This window comes from Pseudomonas sp. 43(2021) (genome assembly GCF_017490805.1).
In the GTDB taxonomy this organism is placed as follows: Bacteria; Pseudomonadota; Gammaproteobacteria; order Pseudomonadales; family Pseudomonadaceae; genus Aquipseudomonas.
In genome coordinates this window covers 333990-354924 of the sequence record NZ_JAFGYJ010000001.1, presented here as the reverse complement: position 1 = coordinate 354924, position 20935 = coordinate 333990, and the positions used below count along the sequence as shown (strand labels likewise).

Here is a 20935-nt window from a genome sequence, read left to right as displayed (position 1 = left end):
CGCCCAGCCCGCCCCGGTGGTGACCCTGCCCGGCACGACGCCCGACAGCAGCACTGAAATCCAGCCTCTGCAAACCTTCGCGCAATGGCAGGCGGGCTTCCGCCAGCAAGCCCTGCAAGCCGGCATTTCGCAGGACACCTTCGACCGCGCCTTCCTCGGCATCACCCCTGACATGGACGTGATCAAGGCCGATCGCAGCCAGCCGGAGTTCACCCGCCCGGTATGGGAATACCTCGAAGGCGCCCTGTCGCCCCTGCGTGTACGCAACGGCAAGAAACTGCTGGAGCAGAACGCCGAACTGCTGACCCGCATCGAGCAACGCTATGGCGTCGATCGCCAGGTGCTGGTCGCGATATGGGGCATGGAAAGCAACTTCGGCCAGTTCCAGGGCAACAAGTCGGTGATCCGCTCGCTGGCTACCCTGGCCTACGAAGGCCGCCGCCCGCAGTTCGCCCAGGACCAGTTGATCGCCGCGCTGCAGATCATCCAGCATGGCGACATCCAGCCTGAAGCCATGCGCGGCTCGTGGGCCGGCGCCATGGGCCAGACCCAGTTCATCCCGACCACCTACAACACCCATGCCGTGGACTTCGACGGCGATGGCCGCCGCGACATCTGGAACAGCACGGCAGACGCCCTGGCCTCGACCGCGCACTACCTGCAGAGCTCGGGCTGGAAACGTGGTCAGCCGTGGGGCTTCGAGGTACAGGTGCCCCCTGGCTTCGATTACTGGCAGGCCGATGGTGCGCTGCGCAAGCCGGTGAGCGAGTGGCTGGCAATGGGCGTGAAACTGCCTGCCGGTACCCAGTTGCCCGTGGGTAGCAACCAGCTGTCTGCCGCCCTGCTGCTGCCAGCGGGCGCGCGTGGCCCGGCGTTCCTGGTGCTGGACAACTTCCGCGCCATCCTCAAGTACAACAACTCGTCGTCCTACGCGCTGGCGGTAAGCCTGCTGGGTGATCGCTTCACGGGCTGGGGCTTCATTGCCGGCAGCTGGCCGAAAGACGACCTGCCGCTCAGCCGCAGCGAGCGCATGGAGCTGCAGAACCTGCTGAACAGCAACGGGCACGAAGCCGGCAATGCCGATGGCATCATTGGTGCCAATACCCGCAAGGCGATCCGCAATGCCCAGCAGGGGCTGGGCTGGCCGGCGGATGGGTATCCGACCCACAAGCTGCTCGAGAGCCTGCGCAAATAGTGGGATTCTGGGGGCGCGTTGCGCCCCTTTCGCGACACAAGGCCGCTCCCACAAGCGATAACACTTCTCCTGTGGAAGCGGCCTCGTGTCGCGATGGGCTGCAAGGCAGCCCCGACAATCTCAAGCCTGGAAAAGATCCTGCTCCAGCATCAGTGTCTGCCGAACACTGTCCAGCCTGACCCGAGCCCCCAAGGGCAAGCACACATTCGGGTCACAATGCCCACTGCGCCACCCGGCCAGTACCGGCACACCCAGCGGCGCGAAGATATCCTCCAGCAAGGGCGTCAGCGCCGCAGTGGTAATACCGGCAAAGTCCCCCACCAGCACACCCTTCACCCCCTCCAGCTTGCCCGCCAGGCGCAACTGGGTGAGCAAGCGGTCCACCCGGTACAGCGGCTCGTTGACGTCCTCGATGAACAGGATGCAGCCCTGCGTATCCAGCTCGGCAATCGTCCCCAGGGTCGCCCCCAGCATCGACAGGTTGCCGCCCAGCAGCGGCCCGCTGGCAGCCCCATGCAGCAGGCTGCTCAAGGCGAAGTCAGCAGGGTGCACGATCTGCTCACCTGCCCGCACATGCCCACCCAGTTGCGCCAGCAACGAAGTTTCGGTCGGCGGCAACTTGGCCCCCAGCAGGTCGGCATTGAGCATCCCTCCATGGAAGGTGACCAGCCCGGTATGCCGGTAGATCGCCGTGTGCAGCGCGGTGATGTCGCTGTAACCGATCAGCGGCTTGGGGTTGCGCCGGATCAGCTCGAAATCGAGCTGGTCGAGCAGGCGCATGCTGCCGTACCCCCCACGCATGCACAAAATGGCGTCGATGGCCGGGTCGGCAAAGGCATCATGCAGGTCCTGCAAACGCTGCTGGTCCGGCCCCGCCAGGTAGCCCTGGGCCTGAAGGGCACCCGGGTAGATGCGGCAACTGTAACCTCGATCAACGAACCACTGGTTGACCTTGTGCGTATCCAGCCGCGCCGCGCCCGCCGGGGCGACAATGGCAAAACAGGCATTACGCGGCAGCGCAGCTGGCAGGCTGGGTTTGAAGGTTTCGGCACAATTCATCGCGGCTCCTTGCAGCGCGTGTGGCACAAACAAAAATGCCGATGCCGCCCTTCGGCGCGCATCGGCATGCATGGCTCCAGTCTTGGCTCAGAGCTTGATCTTGGCTTCGTGAGCCTGCTGGTCAGCGTGGTACGAGGAACGTACCAGCGGACCGGAAGCGACGTTCTTGAAGCCCATCTTGTAACCTTCCTCGGCGAACCAGGCGAAGGTGTCCGGGTGGACGAAACGCTGCACCGGCAGGTGGCTACGCGACGGCTGCAGGTACTGGCCGAGGGTGAGCATGTCGATATCATGCTCGCGCATGCGGTGCATCACCTCGATCACTTCCTCGTCGGTCTCGCCCAGGCCCAGCATCAGGCCCGATTTGGTCGGTACGTGCGGCACCAGCTGCTTGAACTTCTGCAGCAGGTCCAGCGACCAGTCGTAATCCGAACCCGGGCGCGCGGCCTTGTACAGGCGCGGTACGGTCTCGAGGTTGTGGTTGAACACATCCGGCGGCTCTTGTGCGGTGATCTCCAGGGCAATATCCATGCGCCCACGGTAGTCCGGCACCAGGGTTTCCAGCTGCACGCCCGGCGACAGCGCGCGAATTTCGCGGATGCAATCGGCGAAGTGCTGGGCACCACCGTCACGCAGGTCGTCGCGGTCCACCGAGGTGATTACCACGTACTTCAGGCGCAGGTCGGCGATGGCGATGGCCAGGTTCTTCGGCTCGTCCAGGTCCAGCGGTTTCGGCCGGCCATGACCAACGTCGCAGAACGGGCAACGACGGGTGCAGATGTCACCCATGATCATGAAGGTGGCTGTGCCGCCGGAGAAGCACTCGCCCAGGTTCGGGCAGGAAGCCTCTTCGCACACACTGTGCAGCTTGTGCTTGCGCAGCAGCTGCTTGATGCGGTCTACCTCGGGCGACACCGGGATACGCACGCGAATCCAGTCGGGCTTTTTCGGCAGCTCGTCGGTAGGGATGATTTTCACCGGGATGCGCGCCACCTTTTCGGCACCACGCAACTTGACCCCGGTTTCCACCTTCTTCGGCGCTGGGCGCGAGGTGGCTTCCTGGGTAGGTATCAGGTTCGGCACGGCTTCTTGCACAGTTGTCATATTCAGTCGATTCCGCCCGTGAGGGTCGTCTGCTCAGCGTAGTCGAGGTGCTTGACCAGCTGTCCGCGCAGCCTTGTCCTGACCTCGTCGAGTTCGATCGGACCTGCCAGGTCGCGCAGCTGGGTCATCGCCAGCCCCGCATAGCCGCAGGGGTTGATTCGGCGGAATGGCGCAAGGTCCATGTCCACGTTCAGGGCAAGGCCGTGGAACGAACGGCCGTTGCGGATTCGCAGGCCGAGGGAAGCGATTTTCGCTCCATCGACATAGACGCCCGGGGCATCGGGCTTGGCCGCTGCCTGGACATCGTAGCTGGCGAGCAGGTCGATGAGGGTCTGCTCGATACGGCTGACCAGCTCACGCACACCAAAGCCCAGCCGGCGCACATCCAGCAGCAGGTAGGCCACCAGCTGCCCGGGGCCATGGTAGGTTACCTGGCCACCGCGGTCGGTCTGCACCACCGGGATATCACCCGGCACCAGCAGGTGCTCGGCCTTGCCGGCCTGGCCCTGGGTGAAGACCGCGGGGTGCTCGACCAGCCAGACTTCATCCTGGCTGTCCGGGCTGCGCTGCTCGGTGAAGCGACGCATGGCCTCCAGCACCGGTTCGTAGGGCTGCAGGCCAAGCTCGCGAAAACCGAGGCAGGCGGACATCAGAGCACCATTTTCACGATGCCGGTAGCGCGCAGGGCGCTGTTGATATCGTGCAACTGGTTCTCGCTTTCGGCAACGATGTGCAATTGCACGGTGGTGTACTTGCCTTCCTTGCTCTGGCGCTCGGCCAGCGTGGAAAGGTCGACCTTGGCGTGCTTGCTGAGGATCTCGATCACCGTGTCCTTGAAGCCGACAACGGTGTCACCGATGACCTTGATCGGGTAATCGTCGCAGGGGAATTCGATCTTGTGCGACTTGACGTCTGGTTCGCTCATGGCGGAAACGGCCTCGTAAGCCGTGGCAACAACAACGCCCCCGCGGCATACGCGGGGGCATGCAGGTCACGTATCAGTTGAACAACCCGTAGAAGAATAGGCGGATGCTATCCCACATACGGCGGAAGAAACCACCTTCCTCGACGCCATCGAGGGCGATCAGGTCGGCGCTGTGAACCACTTTCTCGTCCAGTTTGACTTCCACTTTGCCGATCACGTCACCTTTGGCGATTGGCGCGGTGAGCTGCGGGTTCATGGTCATCGAAGCTTGCAGGCGCTTCAATTGGCCTTTAGGCATAGTCAGGGTCAGGTCGTTGGCCAGGCCCGCCTTCACTTCGCCGGTGACGCCCTTCCAGACCGGCGACTTGGTCAGCTCGGTGCCCTTCTGGTAGAAGGTCTGGGTTTCGAAGAAGCGGAAGCCATAGGTCAGCAGCTTCTGGGTCTCGGCAGCACGCGACTGCTCGCTGTTGGTGCCGAACACCACGGCGATCAGGCGCTGGCCATCGCGAACGGCCGAAGCCACCATGCAGTAGCCGGCTTCGTCGGTGTGGCCGGTCTTCAGGCCGTCGACGGTCTTGTCACGCCACAGCAGCAGGTTGCGGTTTGGCTGCTTGATGTTGTTCCAGAAGAACTCTTTCTGCGAGTAGATGGCGTAGTGGGCCGGGTCGACGTTGATGATCGCACGGGCCAGGGTAGCCATGTCGTGGGCCGACGAGTAATGATCCGGGTGCGGCAGGCCGGTCGGGTTCATGAAGTGGCTGTTGGCCATGCCCAGGTCGGCAGCGGTCTTGTTCATCATGTCGGCGAAGGCGTCTTCGCTGCCGGCGATGTGCTCGGCCAGGGCGACCGAGGCGTCGTTGCCGGACTGGATGATGATGCCGTGCAGCAGGTCGCTGACGGTCACCTGGCTGCCCACCTTGATGAACATCCGCGAACCGCCGGTACGCCAGGCGTTTTCGCTGACGGTAACCGGGTCGTTTTCACCGATCTGGCCGCGGCGGATGTCCAGGGTGGCGATATAGGCGGTCATCAGCTTGGTCAGGCTGGCCGGCGGCAGGCGCTCGTCACCGTTGTTCTCGACCAGCACGTTGCCGCTGGACGCGTCCATGAGTACGTAGGACTTGGCTGCCAGTTGCGGTGGTGCCGGCGTCATCTGCTCAGCCGCGAAGGCGGCAGGCGTGATCATCAGCAGTACGGGCAGGCAAAGTCGTTTGGCAAGGTTGGTGATGTTCATCCGTCTCTCGAAAATCGCTAATGGTCTGATGTTCCCTGGGCAAGATCATGTGCCCAGCGCCAGTCAGTCTAGTTTTTGTGGCCGTAGGCCAGGCTCGCAACGTGCGGCTTTATGTCGCTGCGGGCAAAAGCCGATATTGTACATGGCCGCGCCCGGCAATTCATGACAAAACCGACAGTTTGGCGTTGCCTTCTTCGCGGGTACGCCCGCTGCCACAGGGTTTCGCATACCCCTATGGCAGCGGGCGCGCCCGCGAAGAAGGCAACACGGTCAGTCAGCTGTGACCAGCTTGGCCTGCCCCAGGTTCGCCAGGCGAATGCTGTCCTGCGCCTGCTGGATCTCGCCCTGGCTGCTGATCGGCCCCAGGCGCACGCGGTGCAGGGTCTGCTGGTTACGCACGATCGAGCTGATGAACACCGGCGCGCTGACCATGCTGCTGAGCTTGGACCGCAGCAGTTCGGCGGCGTCCGGGTTGGCAAAGGCGCCCACCTGCAGGAAGCTGCCGCCACTGCCGGCCGGCACGTTGTTGCCAGCCACCTGGACCGGCACCACTGGCGCCGCATGCTGCTGGGGCGGCGGGGTCCATTGCTCGACGCGCCCGGTACTGGCCGGGATCGCCTGGGTCTGGGCCACCTGCGGCTCTTTCAGCACCATTGGTGGTGTCTGGCCGCGCTGGGCCCACCACTGCTGCGGGTCGATACCCTCGACGCGAACGTGCGCGGTGCCGATCTCGGCATAACCGAGTTTTTTCGCCGCGGCATAGGACAGGTCGATGATACGGTCGGAATAGAACGGCCCACGGTCGTTCACCCGCAGGATCACGCTGCGGCCATTGGCCAGGTTGGTCACCCGCACGTAGGCCGGCAGCGGCAGAGTCTTGTGCGCCGCGCTCATGCCGTAGAGGTCGTACAGCTCGCCATTGGCGGTGTTCTGGCCGTGGAACTTGGTGCCATACCACGACGCGGTGCCCTCGGCGCGGTAGTTGCGCGAGTCCTGCATCGGGTAGTAGGTCTTGCCCAGCACCGTGTACGGGTTGGCCTTGTAGTTGCCGGTGTGCACGGTTGGCGTGGCGTCAGGGATCTTGTTCACATCCACGTCCCACCACGGCGCGCCGTCCTTGTGCGCCCGGTTGATGTCCAGGCCCGGCTGGGCGCGCACCACATTGCCACCGCTTTGCTGGGGCGGGCGGCTGGACGAACAGCTGGCCAGTACCACGCCGACAGCGAGACAGGTGAGCAGCTTGAAAGTGTTGCCAGAGATGATTGCGCGCATTACTTGACGCCCCGTGCTTGAACCAGCTGTTCCGAAAGCTGATGCACCGCCATGGCATACATCACGCTGCGGTTGTAGCGAGTGATCGCGTAGAAGTTCTTCAGGCCCATCCAGTACTCGGGGCCATTGTCGCCCTCGAGACGGAAGGCGGTAACCGGCAGATCATCGCGCAGCGAATCATGGACCGACCAGCCGAGCGCACGCAACTCCCCTACCGTTTTTACCGGCTCGATGCCGGTAGTCAGGCCTTCGTCAACGCGCCCACCGTCCACCCAGGCGCGGCTGACCACGCCTTCGCCGGCCACCCAGCCGTGGCGCTTGAAGTAGCTGGCCACGCTGCCGATGGCATCGTCCGGGTTGTTCCAGATATTGATGTGGCCGTCGCCGTCGAAGTCCACCGCAAAGTTGCGGAAGCTGCTAGGCATGAACTGCGGCAGGCCCATGGCACCGGCGTAGGAGCCTTTGAGCGTCAACGGGTCGAGCTGCTCCTCGCGGGCCAGCAGCAGGAACTCGCGCAGCTCCTTGCGGAAAAATTCGGCCCGTGGCGGGTAGTCGAAGCCCAGAGTCGACAACGCATCGATTACCCGGTAGTTGCCGGTGTTGCGGCCAAAGAAGGTTTCCACGCCGATGATCGCGACGATGTATTGCGCCGGCACGCCGTATTCCTGCTCGGCACGGGCCAGCACCGCCTCGTGCTGGCGCCAGAAGTCCACACCGCGGGCGATGCGCGCGTCTGTAATGAACATCGGCCGGTAGTCCTTCCACGGTTTCACCCGTTCGGCCGGGCGCGATATGGCGTCGAGGATCGACTGCTTGCGCTGCACCTCACCGAACACACTCATCAGTTGCTCAGGGGCAAAGCCATAGTCGCGGCTCATTTCGCCAACGAACTGGGCCACCTGTGGCGAACCCTGGTAATCGCCGGCATGGGCCAGCTGTACAGCGCCGAACAGGCCCACCGCGCCGATCCACGGCGCACAACGGGCAGCCCAGTTACGCACTGCTTGCATGAAATTCTTCACCTTATTCAAACCTGCGCGATCCATTTGCGGTGCGTATGGATCGACATCAGAACGCCAAACGCTGACAGCAGCGTCACCAACGAAGTTCCGCCATAGCTGATGAAGGGCAGCGGCACGCCCACCACGGGCAGAAGGCCACTGACCATACCGATATTGACGAACACGTATACAAAGAATGTCATGGTCAGGCTGCCCGCCAGCAGCTTGCCGAACAGGGTCTGCGCCTGGGCGGTGATCATCAGGCCACGGCCGATCAGCAGCAGGTAGACGATCAGCAGCAGGCAGATGCCGACCAGGCCGAATTCCTCGCCGAGCACGGCGATGATGAAGTCGGTGTGGCTTTCCGGCAGGAAGTCCAGGTGCGACTGGGTGCCGAGCAGCCAGCCCTTGCCGAACACGCCGCCCGAGCCGATCGCCGCCTTCGACTGGATGATGTTCCAGCCAGTGCCCAACGGGTCGCTTTCCGGGTCGAGGAAGGTCAGTACCCGCTGCTTCTGGTAGTCGTGCATGACAAAGAACCACATCGCCACCGCCACGGGCACCGCAGCCGCCAGCACGCTGAGGATCCAGCGCCAGCGCAGGCCGCCCATGAACAGCACGAAGGCCCCGGAGGCGAGGATCAGCAGCGCCGTGCCCAGGTCGGGCTGGCGCACGATCAGGATGAACGGCACGCCGATCAGCACCAGGCTGATCGCCACGTGCTTCAGATGCGGCGGCAAGGTGCGCTTGGACAGGTACCAGGCGATGGTCGCCGGCATGATGATCTTCATGAATTCCGAGGGCTGGAAGCGGATCACCCCGGGGATGTTGATCCAGCGCGTGGCGCCCATGGCGTTGTGGCCCATCACGTCCACCACCACCAGCAACAGCACACCGGCCAGGTAGGCCAGCGGCACCCAGCGGGCCATGAAACGTGGCTCCAGCTGGGCGATGATGAACATCGACACCAGGCCGATGCCGAACGAGGTGGCCTGCTTGAGCAGCAGGTCCCAGTTCTTGCCACTGGCCGAATAAAGAACGAACAGGCTGCCGGCCGCGAGGGTCAGCAGAATGATCAGCAAAGGGCCGTCGACATGGATGCGCTGCAGAAAGCTGGCGCGCCGACGCATCACATCCTCGCTGGAGAGCATGCGATCGAAATTGTTCATCACAGGGCTGATTCCTGGGTAACGGTGGCAGGCGCGAACTCGGGCTTGAGCCGGCCGTTTTCGTCGAGCAGCCAGGCGTCCATCACCTGACGCACCACCGGGGCGGCGACGCCCGAGCCGGACTCGCCGTTCTCGACCATCACCGAAACCACGATCCTCGGGGCTTCGGCCGGGGCGAAGGCGACGAACAGGGCGTGGTCGCGATGACGCTCCTGGAGCTTGTTGCGGTCGTACTTCTCGCCCTGCTTGATCGCCACCACCTGGGCGGTACCGCTCTTGCCGGCAATGCGGTACTGCGAGCCGATGGCCGCCTTGCGTGCGGTACCGCGGGCGTTGTGCATCACCTGCTCCATGCCATGAGTGACCTTGGCCCAGTCTGACTTGTCACGCAGCACGATGTTTTCCATGGGGTTGTCGTCCACCGGCGGCTGGCCTTCGATGGTCTTGGCCAGGTGCGGGCGGTTCCACACGCCCTTGTTGGCGATCAAGGCAGTGGCCTGGGCCAGTTGCAGCGGCGTGGCCTGCATGTAGCCCTGGCCGATACCGAGGATCAGGGTTTCGCCGGGGAACCAGGCCTGGCGGCGGGTGGCACGCTTCCATTCGCGCGACGGCATCAGCCCGGCGGACTCCTCGAACATGTCGAGGGCAACCCGCTGGCCGATACCGAACTTGTTCATGTAGCTGGACAGCCGATCGATGCCCATCTTGTGCGCAAGGTCGTAGAAGTAGGTGTCGTTGGAGCGCATGATCGCGGTGTCCAGGTCGACCCAGCCATCGCCCGAGCGGTTCCAGTTACGGTATTTGTGGTCGTAGTTGGGCAACTGATAGTAGCCCGGGTCGAACACCCGGCTGCCAGCATTTACCACGCCGCTGTCCAGGCCGGCGATGGCCACCGCCGGCTTGATGGTCGAGCCTGGCGGGTACAGGCCACGCAACACGCGGTTGAACAGCGGCCGGTCGATCGAATCGCGCAGTTCGGCATAGGCCTTGAAGCCAATGCCGGTGACGAACAGGTTGGGGTCGAAGCTGGGCTGGCTGACCATCGCCAGCACCTCGCCGGTACGCGGGTCGAGCGCCACCACCGCACCACGCCGGCCACCCAGGGCGGCCTCGGCGGCCTCCTGCAGCTTGATGTCCAGGCTCAGCACGATGTCCTTGCCCGGTTTCGGGTCGGTGCGCTTGAGCACCCGCAGCACACGGCCGCGGGCATTGGTCTCGACTTCCTCGTAACCCACCTGGCCATGCAGGTCGGCTTCGTAGAAGCGTTCGATGCCGGTCTTGCCGATGTGGTGGGTGCCGCTGTAGTTCACCGGGTCGAGGGTTTTCAGCTCTTTCTCGTTGATCCGCCCTACATACCCCACCGAATGGGCGAAGTGCGCGCCCTGCGGGTAATGGCGCACCAGCTGGGCCACCACTTCCACGCCCGGCAGGCGGAACTGGTTCACCGCCACGCGGGCGATCTGCTCTTCGTTGAGTTCGAACAGGATCGGCACCGGCTCGAACGGCCGGCGGCCCTGGCGCATGCGCTTCTCGAACAGGGCGCGGTCGTCGGGTGTCAGCTCCAGCACTTCGACGATGGTATCCAGCACTTCCTGCCAGTTACCCGCACGTTCGCGGGTCATCGACAGGCTGAAGCTGGGCCGGTTGTCGGCAACGATCACCCCGTTGCGGTCGAAGATCAGCCCGCGGGTCGGCGGGATCGGCTGCACATGCACCCGGTTGTTCTCCGACAGCGTGGAGTGATATTCGTGCTGGATGACCTGCAGGTAGTACAGCCGCGCGATCAGCACGCAAATAAGCAGCATGATCGCCACTGCGCCGACCACGACGCGGTTGCGCACCAGGCGGGCGTCTTTCTCGTGGTCCTTGAGACGGATCGGCTGCGACATCGGACTGCTTACAGGCTCATTTATGGTAAGGATGCCCGGACAACACGGTCCAGGCGCGGTAGATCTGCTCGCCGATGAGTATCCTTACCAATGGGTGCGGCAGGGTCAGCGGCGACAGCGACCAGCGTTGCTCGGCACGCGCACAGACCTCAGGCGCCAGGCCTTCCGGGCCGCCCACCATCAAATTCACCGTGCGCGCATCCAGGCGCCAGCGGTCCAGCTCGGTCGCCAGCTGCTCGGTACTCCAGGGCTTGCCATGGACCTCGAGGGTGACGATGCGTTCCCCTGGCTGAACCTTGCTCAGCATGGCCTCGCCCTCCTGACGAATCAGGCGGGCGACGTCGGCATTCTTGCCACGGGTATTCAGCGGGATTTCCACCAGCTCCAGCGACAGCTCGGCGGGCAGGCGCTTGGCATATTCATGCCAGCCTTCCTCGACCCACTTCGGCATGCGCGAGCCGACCGCGATCAGGCGCAGACGCACAGCGCTTTCCTTATTCCCGGTCCTTGAGCTTGTCGGAGTACTCGTGGGCATGGTCCGGGCTGTGGTGCTTGCCATCGGCGGCACGGCTTTGCTCGGCACCCTGCCACAGGCGCTCCAGGTCGTAGAACTGGCGGGCAGCGGCGGTCATCATGTGCACGATGACGTCGTTCAGGTCCAGCAGCACCCAGTCGCTGTCGCCCTTGCCCTCTTCACCCAGTGGCTGGGCACCCTTGGCCTTGACCGCTTCGCGGACCTTCTCCAGCATCGCGTTGATCTGGCGGTTGGAGGTACCGGTGGCAATGATCATGTAGTCGGTCAGGCTGTGCTTTTCGCGCACGTCGATGACCTGGATGTCCTGGGCCTTGACGTCTTCCAGCGCTGCCTTGGTCAGGGCGACCAGTTCTTCGCCGTGGATTTTCTGCTTGGTCATATAAAACTCGTTCAACTCGTTGGATGAGGCGCCAGAGGCACCGTCAGTTAGGCGCACGATACAGTTCGTGCGCCTCGATGTAGGCCAGTACGGCGTCCGGCACCAGGAACCTCACCGATTTGCCGCTGGCCAGCAGCTGTCGGATCTGTGTAGCCGACACCGCAAGCGGCGTCTGCCAGACGAACGAAATGTTTCCCGCCGGGCCGGACATGGCGGTGGGATCGCTCTCCGAGCGCGCAGCCAGCAGGTTGCGCAGCTCGTCAGGGGGTTCTACGTCGGCATCCGGGCGTTGCAGCACCAGGATGTGACAGTGTTGCAGCAATTCGTCCCAGCGGTGCCAGCTGGGCAGACCACAGAAGGCATCCCAGCCCAGCACCAGGAACAGCTGGTCGTTGGCGGCCAGTTCGGCGCGGATCGATTCCAGCGTATCGATGGTGTACGACGGCTTGTCGCGCGCCAGCTCACGGGCATCCACGCTCAGGCACGGCACACCCTGCACGGCATTTTGCACCATGGCCAGGCGGTCCTGCGCGGCCACCTGCGGGGTGTCGCGGTGCGGCGGCCGGGCATTGGGCAGCAGGCGCAGCTCGTCCAGCCCCATGCACTCGGCCACTTCCAGCGCGCTGCGCAGGTGGCCGATGTGCACGGGGTCGAAGGTGCCGCCTAGAATGCCGATGCGCCGGACTGCCTGTGCCTTGCTCAACTCAGCAGGACTCCTGGCCACGCAGCTGGCCGTCGCCGATCACGACGTACTTCTCGCAGGTCAGGCCTTCCAGGCCGACCGGGCCACGGGCATGCAGCTTGTCGGTGGAAATGCCGATTTCCGCGCCCAGGCCGTACTCGAAGCCGTCGGCGAAGCAGGTGGGGGTATTGAGCATGACCGACGCCGAGTCGACCTCGGCCATGAACTGGCGGGCTTCACCCTGGTGTTCGCTGATGATCGAGTCGGTATGGTGCGAGCCATAGTGGTTGATGTGCTCGATGGCCTGGTCCAGCCCGTCGACCACACGGATCGACAGGATCGCGTCCAGGTACTCGGTGTGCCAGTCGGCTTCGGTGGCGGGCTTGGCGTCGATGATGGCCCGGGTGCGCTCGCAGCCACGCAGCTCGACGCCCTTCTCCTGGAAGCGGCGGGCCATTTCCGGCAGGAAGCGCTCGGCCACCTGCTGGTCGACCAGCAGCGTTTCCATGGCGCCACAGATGCCATAGCGGTAGGTCTTGGCGTTGAATGCCACGCGCCAGGCCTTGTCCAGGTCGGCGTGCTGGCTGACGTAGACGTGGCAGATACCGTCCAGGTGCTTGATCACCGGCACGCGGGCATCGCGGCTGATGCGTTCGATCAGGCCACGGCCACCGCGCGGCACGATGACGTCGACGAATTCCGGCATGCTGATCAGCGCGCCCACGGCTTCGCGGTCGGTGGTCTCGACCACCTGCACCACAGCTGCCGGCAGGCCGGCGGCGGCCAGGCCACGCTGGATGCAGGTGGCGATGGCGCGGTTGGAGTGGATGGCTTCGGAGCCACCACGCAGGATGGTCGCGTTACCCGACTTCAGGCACAGGCTGGCGGCATCGATGGTCACGTTCGGGCGCGACTCGTAGATGATCCCGATCACCCCCAGCGGCGTGCGCATCTTGCCGACCTGGATACCCGATGGGCGGTAGCTCATGTCGCGGATGGCACCGACCGGGTCCGGCAGACTGGCCACCTGGCGCAGCCCGGTGATCATGCCGTCGATACGCGCCGGGGTCAGCGCCAGGCGGTCGAGCAGCGCCGGCTCCAGGCCGTTGGCACGGCCGGCGGCCAGGTCCAGCTCGTTGGCGGCGGTCAGCTCGGCACGAGCGGCGTCCAGTGCGTCGGCAGCGGCTTGCAGGGCGCGGTTCTTCTGCGCGGTGCTGGCACGGCCGATCACCCGGGAAGCTTCACGGGCAGCGCGACCCAGGCGGGTCATATAGTCAAGAACGGACTCAGTCATGGGTTCGGTGTCTTGGCGAAGGGGAAATCGGCTGATTATAACTGCCGCGCAGGTGTACGCCCAGCGGCGGGTGGCGGATGGTAGAAAATGGCTGGGGGCATTGCGCAGGAAAGATGTAACCGGGGTTATCGAAATTTCTATCTCCTGTTATGGCCCTTTCGCGGGTAAACCCGCTCCCACAGGGATTGCACAAGGCCTGAGACCTCCAGAATTCCCGTGGGAGCGGGTTTACCCGCGAAGAGGCCGGCACTGCCAACATCCCACTCGATTCAGCCTCGATTAAGCCATTCATTGCTATCATCCCCGCCTTCCCAGCCACGAACCACCCCGCATGCCAGCCCTGCCCGACAGCTTTTTCGACCGCGACGCCCAGACCCTGGCCAAGGCCCTGCTGGGCAAGGTCATTCGCCATCGCCACGGCGACCTGTGGCTGGCCGCGCGCATCATCGAGACCGAGGCCTACTACCTCACCGACAAAGGCAGCCACGCCTCGCTCGGCTACACCGAAAAACGCAAGGCGCTGTTCCTCGATGGCGGGCACATCTATATGTACTACGCACGCGGCGGCGACTCGCTGAACTTCAGCGCCCACGGGCCGGGCAACGCGGTGCTGATCAAGTCCGCCTATCCTTGGCAGGACGCCCGCTCGGGGCCGGACAGCCTGGCGCAGATGCAGCTGAACAACCCCGATGCCAGCGGCAACCTCCGCCCGGCCGAGCGCCTGTGCGCCGGCCAGACCTTGCTGTGCCGGGCCCTGGGCCTGAAGGTGCCGCACTGGGATGCCCAGCGTTTCGATGCCGAGCGCCTGTACGTGGAGGATTGCGGCAACGCCGTGCCACGGGTGATTCAGGCCGCCCGCCTGGGCATCCCGCATGGCCGCGACGAGCACCTGCCCTACCGTTTCGTCGATGCCGAATACGCCCGTTTCTGCACGCGGAACCCGTTACGCCGCGGCCAAGTCGAAGGCCGCGACTTCTTCATTCTCGAACAAGGAAGCTGAACCATGGGCCAATGGCTCGACAGCCTGACCGGCTGGCTCAGCGCCAACCCGCAGTGGCTTGGCCTGGCGATTTTCCTGGTGGCCTGCATCGAATGCCTGGCCATTGCCGGCATCATCGTGCCAGGCACCGTGCTGCTGTTCGCCGTCGCGGTACTGGCCGGCAGCGGCGCCTTCAGCCTGGGCGAAACACTGCTGCTGGGCTTTCTCGGTGGCCTGGTGGGCGATGCCTTGTCGTACACGGTGGGCAAGTACTTCCACCAGAACATCCGCCGCCTGCCGCTGCTACGCCATCATCCGGAATGGATCGGCAGCGCTGAGGCCTATTTCCAGCGCTATGGCATCGCCAGCCTGCTGGTAGGGCGCTTCATAGGGCCGCTGCGGCCGATGCTGCCGATGGTCGCCGGCATGTTCGACATGCCGCTGCCACGCTTCATCGCCGTCAGCCTGGTGGCCGGTGCCGGCTGGGCGGTGGCCTACCTGCTGCCCGGCTGGGCTACCGGCGCGGCCATGCGCCTGCCCTTGCCGGAAGGCTTCTGGCTGGATGCCGGGATCATCGCCGGCACCCTGGCGGTCATCATCGGGCTGAGCCTGAACACCAGCCTCCGCGATCAACGCCACGGCACCCGACTGATTGCCGGCATGGCTGGCGTCGCCCTGGCCGGAGTCTTCCTCGGCTGGCCCTACCTGCACGAATTCGACCAGGGCGTGATGACTCTGGTGCAGGAGCACCGCAGCCAGGCCATCGATGGTGCTGTGGTGCTGGTGACCCGGCTGGGCGATTTCCGCACCCAGCTGTTCCTCGGCGGCCTGCTGACGGGCCTGCTGCTGCTTGCCCGGCAATGGCGACATGCCATGTTCGCTGCGGGCGCACTGATGGGGACGGCGCTTGCCAACGGTACGCTGAAATGGCTGTTTGCCCGGGCCCGGCCGGAAGTGCTGAGCGACCCGTTGACCAGTTACAGCATGCCGAGCGGGCACAGTTCGGCGTCATTTGCGTTCTTCCTGGTAATGGCGGTGCTGGCCGGACGCGGGCAGCCGCCGCGGATGCGCCTGACCTGGGTGATGCTGGGCTGCATTCCGGCACTGGCGATTGCCCTGTCACGGGTGTACCTGGGGGCGCACTGGCCGACCGACATCCTCGCCGGGGCTTTGCTGGCGTGCTGTGTGTGCGCGCTCAGCCTGACACTGGTGCAGCGTCATCAGACCCTGCCGGCCTTGCCGCTGCGGGTGTGGTGGCTGGTGTTGCCGGCGTGTGTCGCGTTGCTGACGTTCTTTGCCCTGCATGCGTTGCCGCAGGCTTTGCTGCGGTATCAATATTGATGTCGCCTGTACCGGCCTCTTCGCGGGTAAACCCGTCCCACAGAGATAGCGTCGCTCTCAAGCCCGATGCAGTACCTGTGGGAGCGGGTTCACCCGCGAAGAGGCCGGCATAGGCAACGCAGCACTTCAGGCAAACAGCTCGCCCTGAATCCGCTCCAGCAGCTTCTGGATTTCCCCCAACCGCTCCTGCGGCGAGTCGAGGCTCAGCAAATCCAGCTTGTCCTCTTCCATGAACGGCAGCAGGTACGCCAACTGATTGGACAACGCCTGGCGCCCATCCACCGGGCGCGGCATGTCCAGCGCTTCGACCATGGGGTGCTCGCCCAGGGCCACCAGCAACGCCAGCAGGTCTTCGTCCGCCTCGAGCAGCGGGCTGTCCGCCTGCTCCGGCAACCACTGCACCTGCCCTACCAGCAGCTGGTCCTTTTGCACCTCGGTGCTTTCCAGGTTGAAGCGCCGCACACCTTCCACGCGGATACCCAGCAAGCCGTTATCCTGCTGCACGAAATCGCGGATCACCGCCTCGCAGCCGATCGAGGCGACCACCGGCGGTGCCTTGCCAACCTGCTCGCCTTCCAGGATGCACACCACACCAAAACCTTCGCCCCGCTTCATGCAGCGCCCGATCATGTCCAGGTAGCGCGCCTCGAAAATCTGCAAATCGAGGAAACAACCAGGAAACAGCACGGTATTGAGGGGAAACAGCGGTAGCGTCATCACAAGTCCTCAAGCCACCAGGCTGACCGCCAGCGGCAGGAACACCGCCGTGGCCACCCCCATCAGGCTCATCGCCAGCGCGGCAAAGGCGCCGCATTCGTCACTTTCCTGCAGGGCCACTGAAGTGCCCACCGCGTGCGCCGTCACGCCCAGCGACATGCCGCGCGCCTCGGGGCTATGCACGCCAAAGCGGCTCAGCAGCGCCGGGCCGAAGATTGCCCCGATCACCCCGGTAATCAGCACGAACACCGCCGCCAGGGCCGCCACGCCACCAATCTGCTCGGCCACCAGCATGGCGATCGGCGAGGTCACCGACTTCGGCGCCATGGTCATCAGGATCATGTGCTCGGCACCAAACCACCAGCCCAGCAACAGGCAGAACAGCGTGGCGAACAGGCCTCCGACTACCAGCGTAGTAAATGTGGGCCAGAACAGCTGCCGGATACGCCGCAGGTTGAGGTAGAGCGGCACGGCCAGGGCCACGGTGGCAGGCCCTAGCAGGATGTTCATGATTCCGGTGCTCTTGCGGTACTCGCTGTAGTCAATGCCACACACCAGCAACACGCCGATCACCAGCAACATCGATACCAGTACCGGCTGCAGGAAGATCCAGCGGGTCTTCTCGTAGGCCGCCAGCACCAACTGGTAGGCCCCAAGCGTGATGCCGATACCGAACAAGGGATGATGAACGACCGCATCCAGCGCGCCTTGCCAGTCGAGCATCATGACTGCTCCTCGCGCCGGCCTTGGCGGTGGATGAGCTTTTGCATCAACACGCCGACGAACACCAGGGTCACCAGGCAGGAGATCAGCAAGGCACCGGCAATGGCCCAGAAGTCGGCAGCAATGTCCTTGGCATACACCATCACCCCCACCGCCGGCGGCACCAGCAATAACGGCAGGTAACGCAGCAGGCTGCTGGCGGCCTCGTTCAGCGGCTTGCCGACCTCACCACGGGCCATGAGGAAGGACAACAGCAGCAACAGGCCAATGATCGGCCCCGGCAGAAACGGCACCAACAGGTGATTGATTGCCGTCCCCAGCAGCTGGAACAGCACCAGCCAAGTCAAACCACGCAGCAGCATAAGCATCTCCCTTGGGCATGGCCGCCATTATAAGCACGTGCCGCGATATACCGATATTCGTCGAAAAGCTGGCAACTTGACTGAAACGGCTCTCCATGCTGATCTTGCACTTTCGTACCAACTGAAAACCTGGAGAGTCCGCGATGCCCTATGTACCGGTTACAGAGCTTTCGCAGTACGTTGGTAAGGAACTGGGCCGCTCGGCCTGGCTGAAGATCGACCAGCAGCGCATCAACCTGTTCGCCGAAGCCACGGGCGATTTCCAGTTCATCCACGTCGACCCGGAAAAGGCGGCGAAAACCCCGTTTGGCAGCACGATCGCCCACGGTTTCCTGACGTTGTCACTGATCCCCAAGCTGATCGAGGACATCCTGATCCTGCCGGAGGGGCTGAAGATGGTGGTGAACTACGGGCTGGACAGCGTGCGATTCATCCAGCCGGTCAAGGTCGACAGCCAGGTGCGGCTGAAGGTGGACCTGGCCGAGGTGACGGAGAAAAAGCCGGGGCAATGGCTGCTCAAGGCGATTGCCACGCTGGAGATCGACGGTGAAGAGAAGCCTGCGTACATAGCCGAGTCGCTTTCCCTCTGCTTTGTCTGATTGAGCCATTCGCGGGCACGCCCGCTCCCACAGAGTACGCGTAAATACCTGTGGGAGCGGGCGTGCCCGCGAAGAAGCCGGTACGGTGTTCCGGCGTCCTCTACAAACCCACCGCACTCGCGTAAACTGCCAGCCTTCGCGCAGCCTAGGGCTGCCCCTGTCGATTTACCAAAGGTGCCCGCCATGCCCTGGCTGCAAGTACGCCTGGCCATCAGCCCGGAACAAGCCGAAACCTACGAAGATGCCCTGCTGGAAGTGGGTGCCGTCTCGGTCACGTTCATGGACGCCGAGGATCAACCGATCTTCGAACCAGACCTCAACACCACTCCGCTGTGGTCGCACACCCACCTGCTGGCCCTGTTCGAGGCCGATGCCGTGCCCGAGCAGGTGTTCTCCCACCTGCGCCTGCTGACCGGCGCCGAGCTGCCCGAACACCAGGCCGAGGTGATCGAGGACCAGGACTGGGAACGCAGCTGGATGGACAACTTCCAGCCGATGCGCTTCGGCCGCCGCCTGTGGATCGTGCCCAGCTGGCACGAGGCCCCGGAACAGGACGCGGTAAACCTGCTGCTCGACCCGGGCCTGGCGTTCGGCACCGGCACCCACCCCACCACCGCCCTGTGCCTGGAATGGCTCGACGGCCAGCAGCTCGAAGGCACCCAGGTGCTGGACTTCGGCTGCGGCTCGGGCATTCTGGCCATTGCCGCGCTGCTGCTGGGCGCCCGTGAGGCGGTCGGTACCGACATCGATGTGCAGGCCATCGAGGCTTCGCGCGACAACGCCCAGCGCAACGGCATCGCCGACGAGAAGCTGGCGCTGTACCTGCCCGAGCACATGCCGGCCATGCAGGCCGATGTGCTGGTCGCCAACATCCTCGCCGGCCCGCTGGTGTCGCTGGCACCGCAACTGTCCGGCCTGGTCCGCCCAGGGGGCTTGCTGGCACTGTCGGGCATCCTCGCCGAGCAGGGTGAGGAAGTGGCCGCGGCCTATGCCGCCGACTTCGAGCTGGACCCGATCGTCGTGCGCGACGGCTGGGTACGCATCAGTGGTCGCCGCCGTTAAGCGGGCCTAGAATATGTCTCTGCACAGCTCCCGGATCGCCGCATGACCGACAGTTTCGTCACCCAGTGCCCGCATTGCCAGACCAGCTTTCGCGTCACCCACCACCAATTGAGCGTGGCCCGTGGTGTGGTGCGCTGCGGCCACTGCCTGCAGGTGTTCAACGCCGCCAGGCAGTTGCTGGAACAGAGCCGTCCCGGGGCGGCCGGCACACCTGTGGTGCCAGCACCGGTACCTGCGGAACCTGACGAACCGGTGGTCGAGCCAGCAGCCGCCCCTGAGCCTGCCAGCAGCGAGCGCAGCTTCAACCCTGACGAGGACTGGGCGCTCACGACCCAGGCGCTGGACGCCCTTGACCTCGACAAGGAGCTGGAGCGCCTGGAGCGTCGCAGCCAAACGGCCCCGGCACGCCCGGCCAACCAGGATGACGGGCTGCAGGCACGGCGCGACGAGTTGCAGCCGGACGAGCATGTCGATGACTTGTTCGGCACGGCCACCGACGAGCCTTTCGAGGCACAGAAGGCAGCCGAGCCCGAGCCCGTGCTGCTGCAGGAGCTGGAGCTGGACCTGGAGCCCACCCCCGGCGAGCGCACCGAGCCGACCTTGGGCGGCAACCTGGACCTGGACATCGATGACGAGCCACCGGTACGCCGTGCCGCCGAAATCGATGACCACCCTGAATTCAACGAGCCGCTGCGCGCCAGTGATGACAACGTTCCGGAGCAGGGCCTGAGCGCCCGCGATGACGAGCCGCTGGAACTGCACCTGTCGGCGCGCGATGACGACCCTGTCGAGCCGCTGCCCGGCGAACGCCTGGAGCCGGGCCTTGCCGGCAAAGCCGAGCGCCCGGCGCGCAAGGAGCCGCTGGTCGATGTGGTCGACGACCCGCTGCAACTGGACTGGGAAAAGCCCGCGCCCAACTGGGGCAAGCGCCTGCTGTGGGGCTTCCTGACCCTGCTCGCTGCTGGGCTGCTGGCATTCCAGTACGTATGGTTCCACTTCGACGAAATGGCCCGCCAGGACCAGTACCGGCCGCTCTTCCAGCAAATCTGCCCGTTGGTCGGTTGCGAGGTGCCGACCCGCGTCGATATCGCCCGAATCAAGAGCAGCAACCTGGTGGTACGCAGCCATCCGGACTTCAAGGGCGCGCTGATCGTCGATGCGATCATCTACAACCGCGCACCGTTCGCCCAGCCGTTCCCGCTGCTGGAGCTGCGCTTTGCCGACCTCAATGGCCAACTGATCGCCAGCCGTCGCTTCAAGCCCAGCGAGTACCTGTCGGGTGAACTGGCCGGGCGTGGCGAGATGCCCAGCCAGACCCCGATCCATATCGCCCTGGACATCCTCGACCCGGGGCCGAAGGCCGTGAATTACAGCCTGAGCTTCCGTTCGCCGGAATAACCACCAACCCTGTGGG

22 protein-coding genes are annotated in these 20935 nt (G+C 64.5%); 6 read left to right on the top strand and 16 right to left on the bottom strand.

The genetic code is table 11. From position 1 onward, the window contains the following. Positions 1 to 1195: lytic murein transglycosylase (locus J5M71_RS01565; RefSeq protein ID WP_207828960.1), on the top strand; the 1195-nt coding region annotated here is incomplete at its 5' end. 120 nt (positions 1196 to 1315) lie between these two features. Here the strand turns inward: J5M71_RS01565 and J5M71_RS01560 are convergent. From J5M71_RS01560 to J5M71_RS01500, 13 genes are all read right to left on the bottom strand, one after another. Further along, a complete protein-coding gene (locus tag J5M71_RS01560; protein WP_207828957.1) occupies positions 1316 to 2254 on the bottom strand; it encodes an LD-carboxypeptidase in 939 nt (312 codons plus the stop codon). An 87-nt stretch (positions 2255 to 2341) separates the two neighbouring features. Beyond that, positions 2342 to 3358 (bottom strand): lipoyl synthase, encoded by a 1017-nt coding sequence (gene lipA, locus J5M71_RS01555; RefSeq protein WP_233687358.1) that lies wholly within the window; start codon positions 3356 to 3358, stop codon positions 2342 to 2344. A gap of 2 nt (positions 3359 to 3360) precedes the next feature. Next, positions 3361 to 4008, bottom strand: coding sequence for a lipoyl(octanoyl) transferase LipB (gene lipB, locus J5M71_RS01550; RefSeq protein ID WP_013974352.1), 648 nt, complete (start codon positions 4006 to 4008; stop codon positions 3361 to 3363). After that, positions 4008 to 4283, bottom strand: coding sequence for a DUF493 domain-containing protein (locus J5M71_RS01545; RefSeq protein WP_003249736.1), 276 nt, complete (start codon positions 4281 to 4283; stop codon positions 4008 to 4010). The genes lipB and J5M71_RS01545 overlap by 1 nt, the downstream gene beginning before the upstream one ends. A 73-nt stretch (positions 4284 to 4356) precedes the next feature. Beyond that, complete coding sequence (locus J5M71_RS01540; protein ID WP_085625759.1) at positions 4357 to 5517, bottom strand: D-alanyl-D-alanine carboxypeptidase family protein; 1161 nt, start codon at positions 5515 to 5517, stop codon at positions 4357 to 4359. Positions 5518 to 5787: 270 nt separating this feature from the next. Next, the gene (locus J5M71_RS01535; protein WP_085625760.1) at positions 5788 to 6789 is read right to left on the bottom strand and encodes a septal ring lytic transglycosylase RlpA family protein; all 1002 of its coding nucleotides are present in this window, start codon (positions 6787 to 6789) and stop codon (positions 5788 to 5790) included. Further along, positions 6789 to 7799: a lytic murein transglycosylase B gene (mltB, locus tag J5M71_RS01530; RefSeq protein ID WP_207828955.1), complete on the bottom strand. Its 1011-nt coding sequence runs from the start codon at positions 7797 to 7799 to the stop codon at positions 6789 to 6791. The genes J5M71_RS01535 and mltB overlap by 1 nt, the downstream gene beginning before the upstream one ends. Before the next feature lie 17 nt (positions 7800 to 7816). Beyond that, positions 7817 to 8920 (bottom strand): rod shape-determining protein RodA, encoded by a 1104-nt coding sequence (gene rodA / locus J5M71_RS01525; protein WP_015271941.1) that lies wholly within the window; start codon positions 8918 to 8920, stop codon positions 7817 to 7819. A 38-nt stretch (positions 8921 to 8958) separates the two neighbouring features. Then, positions 8959 to 10848, bottom strand: coding sequence for a penicillin-binding protein 2 (gene mrdA / locus J5M71_RS01520; protein ID WP_207828953.1), 1890 nt, complete (start codon positions 10846 to 10848; stop codon positions 8959 to 8961). Between the two features lie 16 nt (positions 10849 to 10864). Continuing rightward, complete coding sequence (gene rlmH / locus J5M71_RS01515; RefSeq protein WP_003249722.1) at positions 10865 to 11332, bottom strand: 23S rRNA (pseudouridine(1915)-N(3))-methyltransferase RlmH; 468 nt, start codon at positions 11330 to 11332, stop codon at positions 10865 to 10867. Positions 11333 to 11342: 10 nt separating this feature from the next. Further along, positions 11343 to 11762 (bottom strand): ribosome silencing factor, encoded by a 420-nt coding sequence (gene rsfS, locus J5M71_RS01510; protein ID WP_013974359.1) that lies wholly within the window; start codon positions 11760 to 11762, stop codon positions 11343 to 11345. Positions 11763 to 11805: 43 nt separating this feature from the next. Then, the gene (gene nadD, locus J5M71_RS01505) at positions 11806 to 12465 is read right to left on the bottom strand and encodes a nicotinate-nucleotide adenylyltransferase (RefSeq protein ID WP_207828943.1); all 660 of its coding nucleotides are present in this window, start codon (positions 12463 to 12465) and stop codon (positions 11806 to 11808) included. 1 nt (position 12466) lies between these two features. Further along, on the bottom strand, positions 12467 to 13738 hold the full coding sequence (locus tag J5M71_RS01500; protein WP_025340770.1) for a glutamate-5-semialdehyde dehydrogenase: 1272 nt from the start codon (positions 13736 to 13738) through the stop codon (positions 12467 to 12469). A gap of 331 nt (positions 13739 to 14069) precedes the next feature. Here J5M71_RS01500 and J5M71_RS01495 point away from each other — a divergent pair, with 331 nt between their 5' ends. Both J5M71_RS01495 and J5M71_RS01490 read left to right on the top strand, forming a co-directional pair. Beyond that, positions 14070 to 14738: a DNA-3-methyladenine glycosylase gene (locus tag J5M71_RS01495; protein WP_087499517.1), complete on the top strand. Its 669-nt coding sequence runs from the start codon at positions 14070 to 14072 to the stop codon at positions 14736 to 14738. 3 nt (positions 14739 to 14741) lie between these two features. Next, positions 14742 to 16058 (top strand): bifunctional DedA family/phosphatase PAP2 family protein, encoded by a 1317-nt coding sequence (locus J5M71_RS01490; protein ID WP_207828941.1) that lies wholly within the window; start codon positions 14742 to 14744, stop codon positions 16056 to 16058. A gap of 126 nt (positions 16059 to 16184) precedes the next feature. Here the strand turns inward: J5M71_RS01490 and J5M71_RS01485 are convergent, their stop codons facing one another. From J5M71_RS01485 to J5M71_RS01475, 3 genes are read right to left on the bottom strand one after another with little or no spacing between them, the layout of a single operon-like run. Beyond that, entirely contained in the window at positions 16185 to 16775 is a 591-nt protein-coding gene (locus tag J5M71_RS01485; protein ID WP_207828938.1) for an LON peptidase substrate-binding domain-containing protein, read from the bottom strand. Positions 16776 to 16784: 9 nt separating this feature from the next. After that, positions 16785 to 17501, bottom strand: a complete 717-nt coding sequence (locus tag J5M71_RS01480) for an LrgB family protein (RefSeq protein ID WP_207828925.1) — start codon at positions 17499 to 17501, stop codon at positions 16785 to 16787. Then, positions 17498 to 17860 carry a CidA/LrgA family protein gene (locus tag J5M71_RS01475; protein ID WP_207828923.1) on the bottom strand — a complete coding sequence of 121 codons (363 nt, stop codon included), beginning with the start codon at positions 17858 to 17860 and terminating at the stop codon, positions 17498 to 17500. Before J5M71_RS01475 ends, J5M71_RS01480 begins: the two co-directional genes overlap by 4 nt. Positions 17861 to 18003: 143 nt before the next feature. On the opposite strand from J5M71_RS01475, the gene J5M71_RS01470 reads away from it, so the two are divergent. The 3 genes from J5M71_RS01470 (at position 18004) to J5M71_RS01460 (ending at position 20919) form a co-directional block, all read left to right on the top strand. Beyond that, positions 18004 to 18459 carry a MaoC family dehydratase gene (locus J5M71_RS01470; protein WP_207828913.1) on the top strand — a complete coding sequence of 152 codons (456 nt, stop codon included), beginning with the start codon at positions 18004 to 18006 and terminating at the stop codon, positions 18457 to 18459. Positions 18460 to 18642: 183 nt separating this feature from the next. Next, the gene (gene prmA / locus J5M71_RS01465; RefSeq protein ID WP_207828910.1) at positions 18643 to 19521 is read left to right on the top strand and encodes a 50S ribosomal protein L11 methyltransferase; all 879 of its coding nucleotides are present in this window, start codon (positions 18643 to 18645) and stop codon (positions 19519 to 19521) included. Positions 19522 to 19563: 42 nt separating this feature from the next. Continuing rightward, entirely contained in the window at positions 19564 to 20919 is a 1356-nt protein-coding gene (locus J5M71_RS01460; protein ID WP_207828908.1) for a DUF3426 domain-containing protein, read from the top strand. Positions 20920 to 20935 lie beyond the last annotated feature (16 nt).